The organism is Spirochaetota bacterium, assembly GCA_034190085.1.
In the GTDB taxonomy this organism is placed as follows: domain Bacteria; phylum Spirochaetota; class UBA4802; order UBA4802; family JAFGDQ01; genus JAXHTS01.
In genome coordinates this window covers 66,884-81,579 of sequence record JAXHTS010000007.1, presented here as the reverse complement: position 1 = coordinate 81,579, position 14,696 = coordinate 66,884, and the positions used below count along the sequence as shown (strand labels likewise).

The 14,696-nt window shown below is 39.7% G+C and carries 12 protein-coding genes; 9 read left to right on the top strand and 3 right to left on the bottom strand.

The genetic code is table 11. The features are described from left to right. The first annotated feature begins 10 nt into the window (after positions 1-10). The 3 genes from argC to SVZ03_01545 all read left to right on the top strand — a co-directional run bounded on the left by argC (position 11) and on the right by SVZ03_01545 (position 3,589). Positions 11-1,057: an N-acetyl-gamma-glutamyl-phosphate reductase gene (gene argC / locus SVZ03_01555; GenBank protein MDY6932892.1), complete on the top strand. Its 1,047-nt coding sequence runs from the start codon at positions 11-13 to the stop codon at positions 1,055-1,057. A gap of 92 nt (positions 1,058-1,149) precedes the next feature. Continuing rightward, positions 1,150-1,626, top strand: coding sequence for a MarR family transcriptional regulator (locus SVZ03_01550; GenBank protein MDY6932891.1), 477 nt, complete (start codon positions 1,150-1,152; stop codon positions 1,624-1,626). A 79-nt stretch (positions 1,627-1,705) separates the two neighbouring features. Next, complete coding sequence (locus tag SVZ03_01545) at positions 1,706-3,589, top strand: cytochrome c3 family protein (protein MDY6932890.1); 1,884 nt, start codon at positions 1,706-1,708, stop codon at positions 3,587-3,589. 160 nt (positions 3,590-3,749) lie between these two features. Here SVZ03_01545 and SVZ03_01540 read toward each other — a convergent pair whose 3' ends face one another. Further along, positions 3,750-6,719 (bottom strand): hypothetical protein, encoded by a 2,970-nt coding sequence (locus SVZ03_01540; GenBank protein ID MDY6932889.1) that lies wholly within the window; start codon positions 6,717-6,719, stop codon positions 3,750-3,752. Positions 6,720-6,978: 259 nt separating this feature from the next. Between SVZ03_01540 and SVZ03_01535 the strand changes: the two genes are divergently transcribed. The 4 genes from SVZ03_01535 (at position 6,979) to icd (ending at position 11,385) form a co-directional block, all read left to right on the top strand. Next, positions 6,979-7,860 carry an RluA family pseudouridine synthase gene (locus SVZ03_01535; protein ID MDY6932888.1) on the top strand — a complete coding sequence of 294 codons (882 nt, stop codon included), beginning with the start codon at positions 6,979-6,981 and terminating at the stop codon, positions 7,858-7,860. Further along, on the top strand, positions 7,842-8,822 hold the full coding sequence (locus SVZ03_01530) for a GGDEF domain-containing protein (GenBank protein MDY6932887.1): 981 nt from the start codon (positions 7,842-7,844) through the stop codon (positions 8,820-8,822). The genes SVZ03_01535 and SVZ03_01530 overlap by 19 nt, the downstream gene beginning before the upstream one ends. 176 nt (positions 8,823-8,998) lie before the next feature. After that, positions 8,999-9,970 carry a GGDEF domain-containing protein gene (locus SVZ03_01525; protein ID MDY6932886.1) on the top strand — a complete coding sequence of 324 codons (972 nt, stop codon included), beginning with the start codon at positions 8,999-9,001 and terminating at the stop codon, positions 9,968-9,970. A 200-nt stretch (positions 9,971-10,170) separates the two neighbouring features. Continuing rightward, complete coding sequence (icd, locus tag SVZ03_01520) at positions 10,171-11,385, top strand: isocitrate dehydrogenase (NADP(+)) (protein ID MDY6932885.1); 1,215 nt, start codon at positions 10,171-10,173, stop codon at positions 11,383-11,385. A 19-nt stretch (positions 11,386-11,404) separates the two neighbouring features. On the opposite strand, the gene SVZ03_01515 is transcribed toward icd, so the two are convergent. Beyond that, positions 11,405-12,070, bottom strand: coding sequence for a nitroreductase (locus tag SVZ03_01515; protein ID MDY6932884.1), 666 nt, complete (start codon positions 12,068-12,070; stop codon positions 11,405-11,407). A 431-nt stretch (positions 12,071-12,501) separates the two neighbouring features. Between SVZ03_01515 and SVZ03_01510 the strand changes: the two genes are divergently transcribed. Both SVZ03_01510 and SVZ03_01505 read left to right on the top strand, forming a co-directional pair. Then, on the top strand, positions 12,502-13,008 hold the full coding sequence (locus SVZ03_01510) for an Lrp/AsnC family transcriptional regulator (protein ID MDY6932883.1): 507 nt from the start codon (positions 12,502-12,504) through the stop codon (positions 13,006-13,008). Beyond that, positions 13,008-13,661, top strand: coding sequence for an endonuclease (locus SVZ03_01505; GenBank protein MDY6932882.1), 654 nt, complete (start codon positions 13,008-13,010; stop codon positions 13,659-13,661). Before SVZ03_01510 ends, SVZ03_01505 begins: the two co-directional genes overlap by 1 nt. Positions 13,662-13,679: 18 nt before the next feature. Here the strand turns inward: SVZ03_01505 and SVZ03_01500 are convergent, their stop codons facing one another. Beyond that, positions 13,680-14,420, bottom strand: coding sequence for a hypothetical protein (locus SVZ03_01500; GenBank protein ID MDY6932881.1), 741 nt, complete (start codon positions 14,418-14,420; stop codon positions 13,680-13,682). Positions 14,421-14,696 lie beyond the last annotated feature (276 nt).

Below are 14,696 nucleotides of genomic sequence, written 5' to 3'. Positions count from 1 at the left end.
TATTGATATTATGAAAAGAGCATTAATTATTGGAGCCACAGGATTCGGCGGTCTTGGACTAATAGAGATACTCCTTCGACACCCTGGGATTGAGATAAAACAGCTTATCGCAAGGAGCGATATCAATATCCCGGTGTGTGAAGTTTTTCCTCATCTCATGGGATTCTGTGATGTGACAGTTGAGGGCATTGAGATGATCGACTATTCGAGTATTGATATTGCTTTCTTCTCCACACCAGACAGGGCCGGTATGACGCTTATAAGCGAATTCTTTGAGAGGGGCATTCCGGTAATAGACTTTAGCGGAGATTTTAGATTTAGCACCACTGAGGAGTATGCATCCTATGCTAGATTTAAGGGGATGGAAGGGGAGCATCTCTCGTCGTCTATCCTTAAGCACTCTGTCTATGGTCTGCCTGAGATCTATGCTGATAGAATAAGGAAGGCGAGGGTGGTTGGGAATCCAGGTTGTCTCGCCATATCAATGATACTTGGGCTTCTGCCAGCTGTGAAGATGGGTATTATAGATTCCGATACAATTATTTGTGATGGGAAGACAGGGGTTTCTGGAGCCGGGAAGAATCCCGGTCACGCCAACTTCTATCCTCAGCGATACGAAAACGTCAATACCTATAGGGAAGGGAGGCATCAGCATATAATTGAGGTAGAAGGCATCCTTAGCAGCATAAGCAATAATCCCATAAGGATTCTATTCGTTCCACAGATCGTGCCTCTGAATAGAGGAATATTAACCACAATGTATGCTGACTTAAAGGAAAAGTATAATACGGAAAGGCTTATCAAAATTTACAAGGACTATTATGTTGGCAAGCCCTTTGTATTTATTTCGGATAAATCACCAAACACCACAGATGTCAGAGGCACGAACAGGTGTATAATCCGTCCAATGGTGGATGAGAGAACAGGGAAGCTCCTCGTTACCTCTGTGATTGACAACCTTGTAAAGGGACAATCAGGGAATGCAGTTCAGAACGCAAATCTAATCCTCGGATTCGATGAAGGCCTTGGGCTTGATAATATTGCCTTCTATCCATAATTATATTATGGCGATTTAACCTTTGGTAATTTTTGGGAAGTGCTATTAAAATACTTGACTAATGAATGCTTTGTAGCTATACAGTTCACTGTATGAACTACAGGAATGAGAATAACATCCATTTACTGGATGAACAGACTCAGAGATTGCGCTATCTAATCAGAGAGATGCACGATTGTTGTCAGGATAGAATGCTATATGAATCCAATAAATTCAACCTTCCTCAGTCAGAACTAAGATGTCTAATGCTCTTTAAAGGTGAAAAAAATCTTACAGCCAAGGAAATTGCTCATAAAATGGATGTTGCCAAGAGCAGGGTAACCAAAATTATTACTTCATTATTGAAAAAGGGATTAGTTGAGCGGATTGATGATCCGAAGGATGGCAGAATAAAGCTGATAAGCATTACTACAAAGGGAGAAAAAAAAATAGGCGAGATGGAATCATTCATAATAGAGATTCATGAGAAACTTATGCTGCAGTTGGAGCCTGATGTAAGGGAGCGCATACTTGAAAATTTAGAGATTCTTAGAGTTGCGATGGAATTTGTAAAGGGGACTTTTGCCTAGCATTCAGGGATGTGTTCTCTATTTTTTTAGCAATATGGTTAACAGAATTAACTAATTTTTTGTGTAGGAGGAGGGGGAAATGGAAAAAAGACAATTATTACTTATGCTTTTAGGACTTTTACTTCTCGTTTTTTTCATAGGTTATCGGGCATGGTCTCATATGATAAATATAATGATGCCTGCAGATAGCCGACCAGGAGAGATTGTATTTACTGTTGATAGGATTACTCCAGAGGAGTTCTCTGCCATTTCAAAAAAAATAAGCAAGGAGTACTCAGAAGAACTAAAACACATAGAAATATTCGAGGCTGAAGGAATCCTTGAATATGAAGGACCAGAAACATGCCTGAGGTGCCATAGGGAGATCAAGGTAGTGGATGCTCATACAGGCAAGGAGAGGAAGGAAGATTTAATGGAAAACCTGACCAGCTCAGCGCATTATCGCTTTTTTACAACGAGACATCCCAACGTATATGGCTTTAACGGCAAGTTAGCCGACAATTTCCCAATGGGTAAAATAAACAGACCCTGCCCAAAACCGGGGTCCTTTGCAATGACTGCCTGGGCGGAATTGATTACAACCAAAGAGGGGAAAACGCTTTCAGAGGGTTGCGGGCAATGTCACATCGGCAGTCAATATCAGGCGCCTCTTGGAGAGATGATGCCCCTTTATAGAACTCTCGATAAAGAGAAGGATGCCATAGATTGCCTCATCTGTCACTCTGTGGCCTATGATATGAATAAAAAGCAGGTTGTTGAGGATGACAATGGGCTCAGGAGATGGGATCAGGACCGCTCCATGAAGGCCGCCATGTCGGTTGGGTCCCCCACAGCTCAGGCATGCCTTCGCTGTCATCAGCATAATATGGGCGGGGATATTTATATAGACAAAAAGGATCCCTCATATATGCAGAGTTTCCTGAATCTTGGATATGAGCGTCCCAGGGTTCTTCATCCTGGTTCAAAGAGGGGCACACCCTATTCACCCTCATGGGATGTGCATGCCAGGGCCGGGATGTCGTGCATTGAATGTCATACAACGGAGGGACACCTGATAGCCAAGGGCACGCATACCACAACCATGATGGCAAATGACCTTCCTGATGTAGAAGTATCCTGTGAAAAATGCCATTCATCCAAACCGCATAGCGATGTAAAGCATGCAGAATATTTGAACACTCACATTAAAAGGATTGCCTGTGTGACATGCCATATCCCCTCCCTGCATCCGGACAACGCAACCATGAGGGATTTCAGCCAGGTCGTTTACGAAGAACATCCCGGCATATACATATACAAGGATATCAAGAAGGAGAGCAGGCCCGGGAAGGGCATTGTCTATTCTTGGTGGAATGGCGATGCGACATTTCTCGGCAATCCAATCGGGGACAATCCAAACGGAAAGAATCTGTACAAATTTTATACCCCGGAACACATCTGGCCGGAATTCAAGGATTTTGACTATGATTCGTGGTATGAAAAGACCATGAGACCTATTGCAAAAGAGGGAAGGCCATCCAAAATCTACGCTATGAAATTATTTAACGGAAGGCAGCATATTGATCTGCAGAATATGGGGCCCTTTGGAGGAATGTTTATACCCTACAATTTCCCAACATATTACACAACCGGCAATCCTGATCTTGCGGCAGCAAAGGAGATGGAGAAGAGCATGATGAAGCGGATGTATGGTTTGATGTTTAAGGTCTATATGATGGATAAATTCATGTCCTTTATGGATGTTGATAGCTGGAATACATCATCATACAAGGATGTTAAAAATATGAATAGAGTAGAGCCAAGATGGATACCCAAGAATGCCCATCTTGAGATAAGCCACGCTATTAGAAAGGATGGCGCCTTCTCCTGCAATGCCTGCCATAAACCGAATGGCGCATTGGACTGGATGGCTCTAGGTTATTCGGCAGAGGAGAAAAGGAGACTGGAAGCAAATCCGCTATAATAATTAGCAGGATTGAGCGGATGCGCTATCCCTCAATCCTGCTTTCCAATTTCTAAGCATTGTGCTTTAATAAGCTTATCTTTCATTATCAAGCAATTAAGCGGAGAAGATCTTTGTTTTACAAGGATACAGCATCATTCTGATAGTGCTTTTATTACATCTATGGAGTGATGATGTTGCCCCAAATATTGTATACCAATGGATCATCATCCTCCTCTTGAAACCACACTGCAACATAGTCCAATCCATTGTTGGACTCGGTTATTAGTTTATTGTAATGTATATCCCCATCATTTGTCTCCAGAAGCAGCTTTTCGCCCCAGGAACCACCGCTATAATAACTGCCAAATAGGCTGTTGTTGAACTTATGATAGCCGAGCCAGAAGACAAGATAGCTGTTCCCATTTGAAATAACCTGCGGACTTTCGTCATATACCAGGCCTGGATTTAATTTTGTCGCTTCTGCGCTCCATCCCCCATCATAAATTCGTGCATAAATACGTGTTAATGGGGAATCATCATATTGCCTCCATACGACACAATATCCCGAGCCATCGGACGAAATTTCAGGTGAATAAGCATAATAATTGATTTCTGCATCCTCAATATCAGCATCAATCTCTGTTGGCAAGGGATCCCAGGTTAATCCGTTATAGGAATATGCATATATATTTCTGTTATAAGTATCATCCTGATGAGACCAGGTGATACAATATCCATCATTATTTGAAGCAATTTTTGGATTATAGACAGAGTGAAGAGTAAGTCCAGGATCATCTGGAATCAATGTGGAGACTCCCCAGCCGCCATCATATTGATTATAATAGACATCATAATAATTAGAACCGTCATACTGTTCCCATGTGATACAGTATCCACTCCCATTTGAGGCAATCTCAGGATCGTTAACATTATTTCCTGGATTCGAGTTATCGATCTTTGTTTCTCCCCCCCAGGCAAGGGCTTCATAGATGTTTGCATAGATATCAGTACTCGAATCGTTGTCTTCCCATATCACGCAATATCCTGTTCCATTTGTAGATATCCTTATCAAATTATACCCTGGATCGCTCTCTGAAATTTGCTCATCTCCCTGCCAACCACCATCGTAAATATTCGAGAAAACTCTATTATCCCATAATCCTGGCGAATATTCAGTCCATTCGCTCCATACTGCACAATATCCCGTCCCGTTGGTGTGGATACTGACATTATTTTTCCCATATACACTTGAATCAATTTCCACTTCTGTTCCAAGAGCGCCATTATAAATGACCGAGTAGAGATCATTATACATGGAATATACTATCATAAAATCAGTGCCATTGCTGGCAACATCAAAATATTCAACATCTTCTGCAATTACAAATGGCGCCTTCCAGCCATTCCCATCGTTTTCTGATGCATATAAATTATTATCCCCCAAACTAAATTGTGACCATAGGGCTAAAATATTACCCGAGTTATTTGTAGCAACGACTGGCACATGCGAGGTTCGGCAGGAGCCTTCCCCTTCCTCTCCACTGCCAATCCCGATTCCTCCGTCCCAAGCGCTTAAGGAATAAGTATTTGTATAAGCAGTATTGCCAGTGATATTTGATTCAATCCAGTTGATGTGATACCCTGAATTATTAGAATACAAGTAGGGATCGCTATAATCCGGATATATGCCCGCATCCACAATATTCGATGTCCCCCAACTTCCACTATCATAGATTTTTGCATACATCCTGTCATCTGGAGAGCTATTCTGCTGCCATAATATACAGTATCCGGAATTATTTGAAGCTATTTGCGTAGAGTAGATATCAGAATCTGATCCGGATATTTCATCTATTTCTGCAGCGCCTGACCAAGCTCCATTGTATATATTTGCATAGATGTTCTCTTCCGAGACCGCATATTGCCCCCACGTGACACAATAACCGCTTCCATCTGATGCTATCAGGGGTCTATAGGCATACCCCCCTGAGACTAGATCAATCTCAATCGCGCCTCCCCAACTACCATTGTATATGTTAGCGTATATGTTATTGGATCCATCATATTGCTCCCATGCGACACAATACCCGCTTCCATCTGATGCTATCTGTGGATCATCAGCCTCTGATCCTGAGACTAGATCAATCTCAGTCGCGCCTTCCCAAGCGCCATTGTAAATATTAGCGTATATGTCATAATAACTAGAGCCATCATACTGCTGCCAAGTGATGCAGTATCCAATTCCATTTGAAGCGATATAGGGGTAACCAACATAATTCCCAGTATTCGTGTCATCGATCTTAGTTTCCCCTACCCAGGCAGGGGCTTCATAGATGTTTGCTAAGATATCAGATCCAGAATCGCTATCTTCCCATGTCACACAATATCCTGTGCCATTTGTAGATATCTCGATTGAATTACCAACTGGAACACTATCTGAAATTTGCTCATATCCCAGCCAAACCCCATCGTATATATTTGAAAAAAGTCTATAATCCGCAGATCCTTGCACATATTCTCTCCATACTGCACAATATCCCATACCGTTTGTATGGATTTTAATATTATATGCCCAATACTCATTTGTATTTAATAGATTTTTATCACCCCAACCGCTGCTGCTGTATCCTCTGGCATATAAGCGACTGCCTTGATTATATATAACCATAAAATCAGTGCCATTGCTGGCAATGTCAAATGAATTAATATTTGTGCCAAACTCCCCCCCCTCTGACCAGATTCCGGAATTACTATCATAGATTCTATACACGATCCTTCTTGCTGGCCCCAAATCAATCTTTATCAAAGCTATTCCATCGCCATCGTTATTAAATGCGTTTTTGTATTCCGTGACAATAGAATATGTGGCATCATTTAACTTGGTCGGGTTTCCAGCAACTTCGGTTTCACATTCACACTCCTCACACTCCTCACAATCTTCACACACTTCACACGCTTCACACTCTTCACATTGCTCGCATTCTTCACAATCCTCACAATCTTCGCTCTCCTCGCACTCTTCACAGGGTTGCGGATAAAACGATACACTTTCCCCATCATCCCCGCAGGCTAAATTTAATATTAGTAATAGAGATAAAAATAATATGGATAAAAAAGAACACCGTAAGTATTTATTTGTATTTTTCATATAACTACCCCTTATAGTATTATAAGGTCAATCGATAGAATATAGACATATTCTTGTCAAGGGAGAAATATGTCATTGGCAGCATTCTATTGTATTATCTTTATGAACAAAATAAACTGTTGCAAAGATAAATTCTTGATTTATATAAAAGTACTTGATAATTTCTTTTATCATAGTAATCAAGTCCAGAATTCCTGTAGTGGTGCATCTCTTATGAATATGTTAAAGGGTTGCTTATCATAGAAATATGAATAATACAATGATGAATCATACAGTACCTGAAGGAGTAGTTGAATCAAGGCTTGAGAGATATGCCTTTGATGTCTTTGATGAGATACTACCCACACGGAAGAGTGTTAGAAAAGCTATTAAGCGTGGAGAAATTCGGGTTGATGGCAAAATATGTGATCCAGGTTTTTGGATTAAACCCGGTCAGGATGTAGAGCTACATCGTCTACAGACATCAACACCAAGACCATTTCGATTTCCGCTGAGAATAGTTTTTGAGGACCAATGGTTGGCTGTTGTGGAAAAACCGCCAGGTTTTGCAGTTAATGGAAACCGATACAGGACAGTAGAGAATATGCTTCTCTATAACCTGAATACATCTAATCAGAAAGATGCCTTAAGATGGCCAAAGCCTGTTCACCGTTTGGATAATTCTACTGGTGGTTTGATGATTGCCGCAAAGACACATTTATCATTAGTCAGATTAGGGTGGCAATTTCAGGGAAGGGAGGTGCGGAAAAGATATAGAGCCATTGTTATCGGAAGGCTTGAAGGCAGTGGATCAATACAATATCCCCTGGATGGCCGGAATGCGGAGACAATATTCACGGCAGTTGAACATGTTCCCTCTCTCAAAAATGGCTGGGTGACATTGATTGACCTGTGGTCTAGGACAGGAAGAACCCATCAGCTCCGTCGTCATCTGTCAAATCTGGGATTTCCCATTCTTGGTGATAAACTATATGGAGTGGAGGGTGAAATCCTTAGGAGCAAGGGATTATTCCTCTGGGGTGTTGAGATTTCCTTTAAACATCCTATCAGCGGCTCTGAGTTAAGTTTTAGGATAAAGGAAGCGGATAAGTTCGATTCATTTTTGAGACGTGAGAAGAGGAGATGGGGGAAATACCATTGAGAGAGAAGATCGACTTATTAAAGACTGCCAGCCTCTTCTCAAGTCTGATGGAGATGGATCTGGAAGTTGTAGCCAGGTATAGTGAATATCTTCATTATAATAAGGGAGAGATTATCTTCAGCGAAGGGAGTCAAGAAGATGGGCTATATATAATAAAGGAAGGAGAGGCCCTCATCACTAAGCATAAGGATGATGATAAAGAGATAAACATAGCTCGGTTTATTTCAGGTGAATGTTTTGGTGAGATGGAACTATTAAAGAATACCCCTAGAAACGCGACAGCAATTGCGGAAGAGGAAACGACACTTCTACGTTTCCCCAAAAAAGGGATTGTCTTTAGGGATGTATTACAAAAATATCCTGAGATTTCAGCACGAATATTGCATACACTGCTGGGTATTATTGCAAGCAGGATACGCAACACAAATAGGCTTATTACTGAGAAGTCCCCATGGATTCGAGATTTAAGAAGGCAGCTCTATAGCGATCAACTTACAGGACTCTATAATCGATCTTTTTTGCATGAGGATTTTGCTACGCTTTTGCCGGAATATGGCGAAAATACCAGTTTAATTATGATAAAGCCCGATAACTTTAAAGTGATAAATGACAAGTATGGCCATGATGCAGGGGATAAGGTGTTGAGAATGATGGCAATATTTGTTCAATCAATATTGAGGGAAGATGATGTTGGGGTTAGATATAGGGGTGATGAGTTTGTTGCAATACTTCCAGACACAGGATTAGAGACTGCATTCAAGATTGCAGGGGAAATCAATACAACCTTATTCGAGATGGACATAAGTCATATCACAAGCGATATAAATTTCAACGTTACTTTCAGCATAGGAATTGCTGTATACCCCATTCACGCTAATGAAAGCGCACAGCTTATTAAGCTGGCTTATGAGAAGATGTTTGAGGCAAGAAGAAGTGGCGGCAATCGTATTATATCTGTTTAACTAGAGTATGATTGCTTAAAAAATGATCAATTCAATACTTTAATATTTACAAATTATCCACTCTTGGTAAAAGGTATATCACTGCGAATTTATTGATAGCTGCAATATAGAATATTGCATCAATTAGCTGGATTTAAATGCTAACATAATATAATATACCAAATATATTGTTGATTATGGAAGATAACGTAACATTCTTACAACAGGTAGATATCTTCTCATTGCTTACAATCGATGAGATCAACATAGTGATTAGTCGGTTGCAATTTGTTGATATTGATGAAAACAAGATCCTCTTTCAAGAGGGTGATGAGGGGAATGAGCTATTCATTGTGAAGATGGGCAGGGTGGCAAGTTCAGTTCTGCTCCCGAACGGAAATAAGCGGGAAATAGCTGAATTCACTTCAGGAGATTTTTTCGGAGAGATGTCAATATTTGAAAATGCGCCACGCTCAGCTACCTGTTGTACTAAGGATAAGTGTTTGCTAATATCGCTTCGTGAGAGGGATTTTTTTGAGCTGATATTATATTATCCTCATATTGCTATAAAGATGATGTATAGGATGTTGAATATTACAACTGAGCGGTTATTGGAGAAGAGCAAGTTTTTATCTGATATGGTTCAATGGGGTGAGGAGGCGAGAAGGCGGGCGATTACTGATGAACTCACTGGGATCTACAATAGACGATTTCTTGATGATGCTTTGGAAGATCATTTCCAAAAAGCAAGGGGTAGTGACAAATCACTCTCCATGATTATGATTGATATTGACAATTTCAAAAAGATCAGTGAAATATATGGTCATCAAAAGGTGAATCATGTAGTCCTGCAGGTTGTTGAGGTTTTCAAGAAACATATACGGGGGAAGGACATCCTTGCCAGATATGGAGGAGATGAATTCACAATCCTTCTGCCTGATACGGAGATGAATAAAGCCAGGGAAATCGCTGAAAGGATTGGCAGGGATGTTGCTGAAATAAATCTATCCCAGATGTTTAATGGTCAGGTTACACAGATAACCGTAAGTCAGGGGATATCGACCTATCCTGAAAATGTGGAAGACCTGCAAAACCTATGCAAACTAGCAGATCGACATCTCTACAGGGCAAAGGTAGAGGGAAGAAACAGGGTGATTTGCTCAGAATGAGTTTTTGCCTACCCATCGATTGGCATATTCCACCTAGTCGAATTAGCCTTACTATTATTCTAACTAAGGCTTGGAAGGGATAATCAGAAAGGCAGAGGTCAGTAGATAGATAATGATGAATACCATTAACGGCAATTTATATTGGATTGTATAGTCATGTAACTTGTTGAGATAAATTTTTTAAAGAAAGAAGGAAGATTATGATAGAGAGGAAGATAGATTATCATGCTGGGAAGCTTGAGACACCTGATAATCCAATAATTCTATATATTGAAGGGGATGGGACCGGGCCTGATATCTGGAGAGCAACTAAGATGGTCCTCGATGCAGCGGTAGAGAAGACATACAGCGGCAAGAGAGAAATTCACTGGAAGGAGATACTGGCAGGTGAAAAGGCATTCAGGCAAACCGGCAGCTATCTACCAGAAGAGACGATAGATAATATAGGGGAATATAAGATTGCTATTAAGGGCCCCCTCACAACACCTGTGGGAGGTGGATTCAGAAGTATAAATGTTACGCTTAGGCAGAGGTTGAAATTGCATGCCTGTGTCCGGCCTGTGAAATATATCAAGGGAATACCCAGTGTTGTTAAAAGACCCGATGACGTGGATATGATAATCTTTAGGGAGAACATGGAGGATGTGTATTCAGGGATTGAATGGGAAGCAGGATCGCCTGAAGCTATTAGTGTAATAGATTTCCTAAACATGAAGATGGGGCAAAACCTGTCCTTGGATACTGGCATTGGGATAAAGCCTATAAGCAAAATAAATACTAAAAATCTCGTAAGGAGCGCAATAGAATATGCCCTTAAAAACGATCGAAAGAGTATTACGCTTGTGCATAAGGGAAATATTATGAAGTTCACCGAGGGGGCATTCAGGGATTGGGGCTATGAGGTGATTAAAGAGGAATTTGAGGATTTCACACTAACAGAGGATGAACTCATAAATAAATATAATGGTGTACAACCTGAAGGTAAGATTTTAGTTAAGGACAGAATTGCTGATGCAATGTTTCAGCAGATTCTGCTGCGTCCCAAGGAATATGATATTATTGCAACTCCAAATCTTAATGGCGATTATCTGTCAGATGCGTTAGCGGCTCAGGTCGGAGGATTGGGGATGGCCCCAGGGGCCAATATTGGGGATAATGCTGCAATCTTTGAAGCTACCCATGGCACTGCTCCCAAATATGCTGGTTTGGACAAGGTTAATCCCGGCTCGCTTATTTTATCTGGCGAGCTTATGCTCAGGTTTCTGGGATGGATTGAAGCAGCAGATAGACTCAACCATGCTCTAGCGAAGACGATACAACAGAAGAGGGTTACCTATGACTTGGAAAGGCAGATGGATAGAGCAACACTATTAAGTTGTTCTGAATTTGGTATAGCCATTATTGAGAACATGTAACATCCTAAATGCAGGTCAATTACGATACCCCATGCCAGGAGATAACGCTCTCATCCCTGTCACTCCTGAATGTATATGATGGATCATTTTCATCTGGATACCCAATAGCTATTCCAATTATTATCAATTTATCTTTTGAAATATTCGTATGCTTGCGAATTACATCAGGATAATGGGCAGAACTGGCCAATATGCAGGTTCCCAAACCCCTTTCATAGGCCAATAGGCATATATTATTTGTCAATGCTCCCAGATCAAAGGGGCCATAATGTGAGCTAATACCCTTGTCCTGATAGACATATATCATATGCGGAGCCTCAAAAAATTTATACATATTCAGGTAATGATTAAACCTTGCTTCCTTGTCAGTTCGTTCGATGCCTATAGTTGTAAAAAGCGCCCTGCCAACATCCACATAACGCCTTTTGTGTTTCGGTGGCCATGAATCCGGCATCTCTAAATCAGGATCGATCGGTTTACCATTGGTCACATTTTCAACAAACTCATTAGATATCTTCTTAATAATATCTGGGCCTAAAACAGCGATCTCCCATGGTTGAGTGTTGCCCCAGCTTGGAGCCCAAAGAGCATCCTTTAATATTCCGTCAAAAATATCGCGAGATATTGTGTCAGATTTAAATCGTCTTATGCTTCTTCTGTTTTTCATTACGTCAATAAATTCCATCTCTCCCCTCTATCTCATTTAGGTTTTCAATTAATATTGTTAACAAATTTAATATAGACCATGAGAAAGTCAAGGCTTGTAGATAAAAAAATATCACAGATATTAGAGATTACGAAAAGGTTTTAGATCTTTTGCCATCCTATTATCGAAGCATGGAATAATTGCCCTGACAACAGGGAAAGGAATCACTCCTATAGAAGAGCATTCAGCATCATTATTGATATGAATAAGAGTCTATACCTAGGAATATCAATAGCTTTTTGGTATCAAAGTTAATCATAAATTATTATTGACTAATATATCTCTTGAGAATTTATTCATTGATGTAGTCTAAATTGGGCAGGTTTTCATAGGAGATAGGGCATATCCCTTTAATTAGCTCAATGACTAACTAAATTCTAAAGTATATTTACTATCCTTAGAGAGGACAGATGAAACCCTATAAGGTCGATGAGGTTGGAGAGGATATTTTAAGTATCCTTTCAAAAAATGCAAAATTAACTGCTGCGGATATTGCCAAGCAACTAAATATCCCTGAGGAAACAGTGAGGAGGCGCATTAAGAAATATGAGAAGGATAAGATTATTTTTAGATACAAGACGCTGGTAAACTGGGAGAGGATTAAGGAACATGAGGTAAGGGCGCTTATTGAGGTCAAGGTTGTGCCTGAGCGGGGTGTCGGATTTGATACTGTAGCAGAATCGATATACCGTTTCTCTGAGGTCTCTTCCGTGTATCTCCTTTCAGGGAGCTATGATCTTCTTGTGCATGTTGAGGGGCCTACACTCAAGGAGGTAGCCCTCTTTGTTTCTGAAAAGCTTGCTACTCTAAGTAATGTTCAATCAACTGTAACGCATTTCCTTTTAAAGAAGTACAAAGAGGATGGAGATATTCTTGTAGATCAGGCAGATCTAAAGAGATTACCGTTGAGCTTCTGATGGATAATATCTCTATACAGAGAATATATAGAATTTTATTTCAATACTATGGTAAGCAGGGATGGTGGCCGGGTGAAACTGAGTTTGAGATAAGCATTGGAGCAATTCTCACCCAAAGTGTTTCGTGGAGAAATGTTGAGATTGCCATCAGCAATCTAAAGCAAAAATATTTCTTAATCCCTGAGGTTCTCAATTCTAAGGGAGTGGAAGAGATCGCGTCATTGATAAAATCTACAGGTTATTTTAATCAGAAAGCCAAGAAGGTTAAGAATTTTCTTGAATGGTTTTTAAAATATGATTTTTCTTTTGATATTCTAAAGGGGATGGATACGAAAACCCTTAGAGAGGAGCTATTATTGATCAATGGTATTGGCCCAGAAACGGCTGATTCCATCCTTTTATATGCACTCTCTAAAAAGACATTTGTTATAGATGCCTATACAAAGAGGATATTTACAAGGGTGGGCATACTCTCAGGCAAAGAAAATTACACTCAGATGCAGAAGATATTTCATAATAGATTTAAAGGAGGGATTCAAGACTACAACGAGTATCATGCTCTCATAGTAAAGCATGGCAAGGATGTTTGTAAGAAGAAGCCACTCTGTGATGGTTGCTGTATAGCAGAAAATTGTAATGGGGTTATGGAATGATATATTCAAGTAAGAGAGCTATTTAATATTAATTATTGAACTGACGCTACCCATTCCATCTGATGCGGTGCGAAAATTGTAGAGATCAACGATCCATTTGCCATCTATCACATACTTGTATCTGTATTCCCCGGGTGGAAGTCGTTTCTTCAACCTCCATATTCCATCTTTTCCCTTATTGAGTAAATCATTTTCCGGATTCCAATTATTAAAATCACCAACTAATGCAATAAATCTTGCTTTTGGTTTATAGATTCTAAATTCTACACAATTGCTATCAACAAATCTATAGGAGAGATGCCTACCCTCTTTTGGATAGTCGATATGGATAACCGAAATATAACCTCCCTGGCCATCATCTTCCCTTAAGAGATTTTTAGGATCAGTTATCCATATCTCGTCCACAGACAATTTATATTTTATTCCTTTTACATGGTTATTCTCGCTAATAAAATAATACCAAACACCATAATTCCCTCTATCCATTGCGAATGATTTCCAATTGGAAAAATTACCAGCAATTTTTACTTCCTTTGCTCTTCTATTTTTATATGTTATCAGCACTCCCCTTTCTGCTGTCCCTCTCTGGTATGCTACATCTTTTATATTAAGAATTTTCATTTTTTGGGGAGAGGATGATTTTTTCATGAACCTTAAATTGTAATAGAATTCTACCCTATTGTTGTTATTGTCAATCGGAGAGAATGCTGTAATAAATAATGGTAATATTAAGATAATACGTTTCAGTCTTTTCAGCATGAATAAATCTCCAATTCATGATTAGAAAAACTATCTATTAATATTATAAATAGTTAAACTAATTGGATATTGATGACTATGATTGATATTTCATTCTAAATTAACTCTTTATGTATCAATCTTTGATAAAATTATTAGACGAAATATCATGGATTGTGAATTTGCTCATTTCCAATATAGAGTTATACTTATTATGTCGATAACAATAGAGAAAAGGTTGATATAAAAATGAAAGATTAAGGATGGTTTTGAATTACTTTCTCCTTTGAAGGATTA

Excerpts from the sequence above, each read along its gene's own strand:
- SVZ03_01515 (MDY6932884.1), bottom strand. The coding sequence starts at position 12,070 with ATGGAATTTATTGACGTAATGAAAAACAGAAGAAGCATAAGACGATTT.
- SVZ03_01540 (MDY6932889.1), bottom strand. The coding sequence starts at position 6,719 with ATGAAAAATACAAATAAATACTTACGGTGTTCTTTTTTATCCATATTA.
- SVZ03_01505 (MDY6932882.1), top strand. The coding sequence starts at position 13,008 with ATGGATAATATCTCTATACAGAGAATATATAGAATTTTATTTCAATAC.
- SVZ03_01530 (MDY6932887.1), top strand. The coding sequence starts at position 7,842 with ATGGGGGAAATACCATTGAGAGAGAAGATCGACTTATTAAAGACTGCC.
- icd (MDY6932885.1), top strand. The coding sequence starts at position 10,171 with ATGATAGAGAGGAAGATAGATTATCATGCTGGGAAGCTTGAGACACCT.
- SVZ03_01550 (MDY6932891.1), top strand. The coding sequence starts at position 1,150 with ATGAACTACAGGAATGAGAATAACATCCATTTACTGGATGAACAGACT.
- SVZ03_01525 (MDY6932886.1), top strand. The coding sequence starts at position 8,999 with ATGGAAGATAACGTAACATTCTTACAACAGGTAGATATCTTCTCATTG.
- argC (MDY6932892.1), top strand. The coding sequence starts at position 11 with ATGAAAAGAGCATTAATTATTGGAGCCACAGGATTCGGCGGTCTTGGA.
- SVZ03_01535 (MDY6932888.1), top strand. The coding sequence starts at position 6,979 with ATGATGAATCATACAGTACCTGAAGGAGTAGTTGAATCAAGGCTTGAG.
- SVZ03_01510 (MDY6932883.1), top strand. The coding sequence starts at position 12,502 with ATGAAACCCTATAAGGTCGATGAGGTTGGAGAGGATATTTTAAGTATC.
- SVZ03_01500 (MDY6932881.1), bottom strand. The coding sequence starts at position 14,420 with ATGCTGAAAAGACTGAAACGTATTATCTTAATATTACCATTATTTATT.
- SVZ03_01545 (MDY6932890.1), top strand. The coding sequence starts at position 1,706 with ATGGAAAAAAGACAATTATTACTTATGCTTTTAGGACTTTTACTTCTC.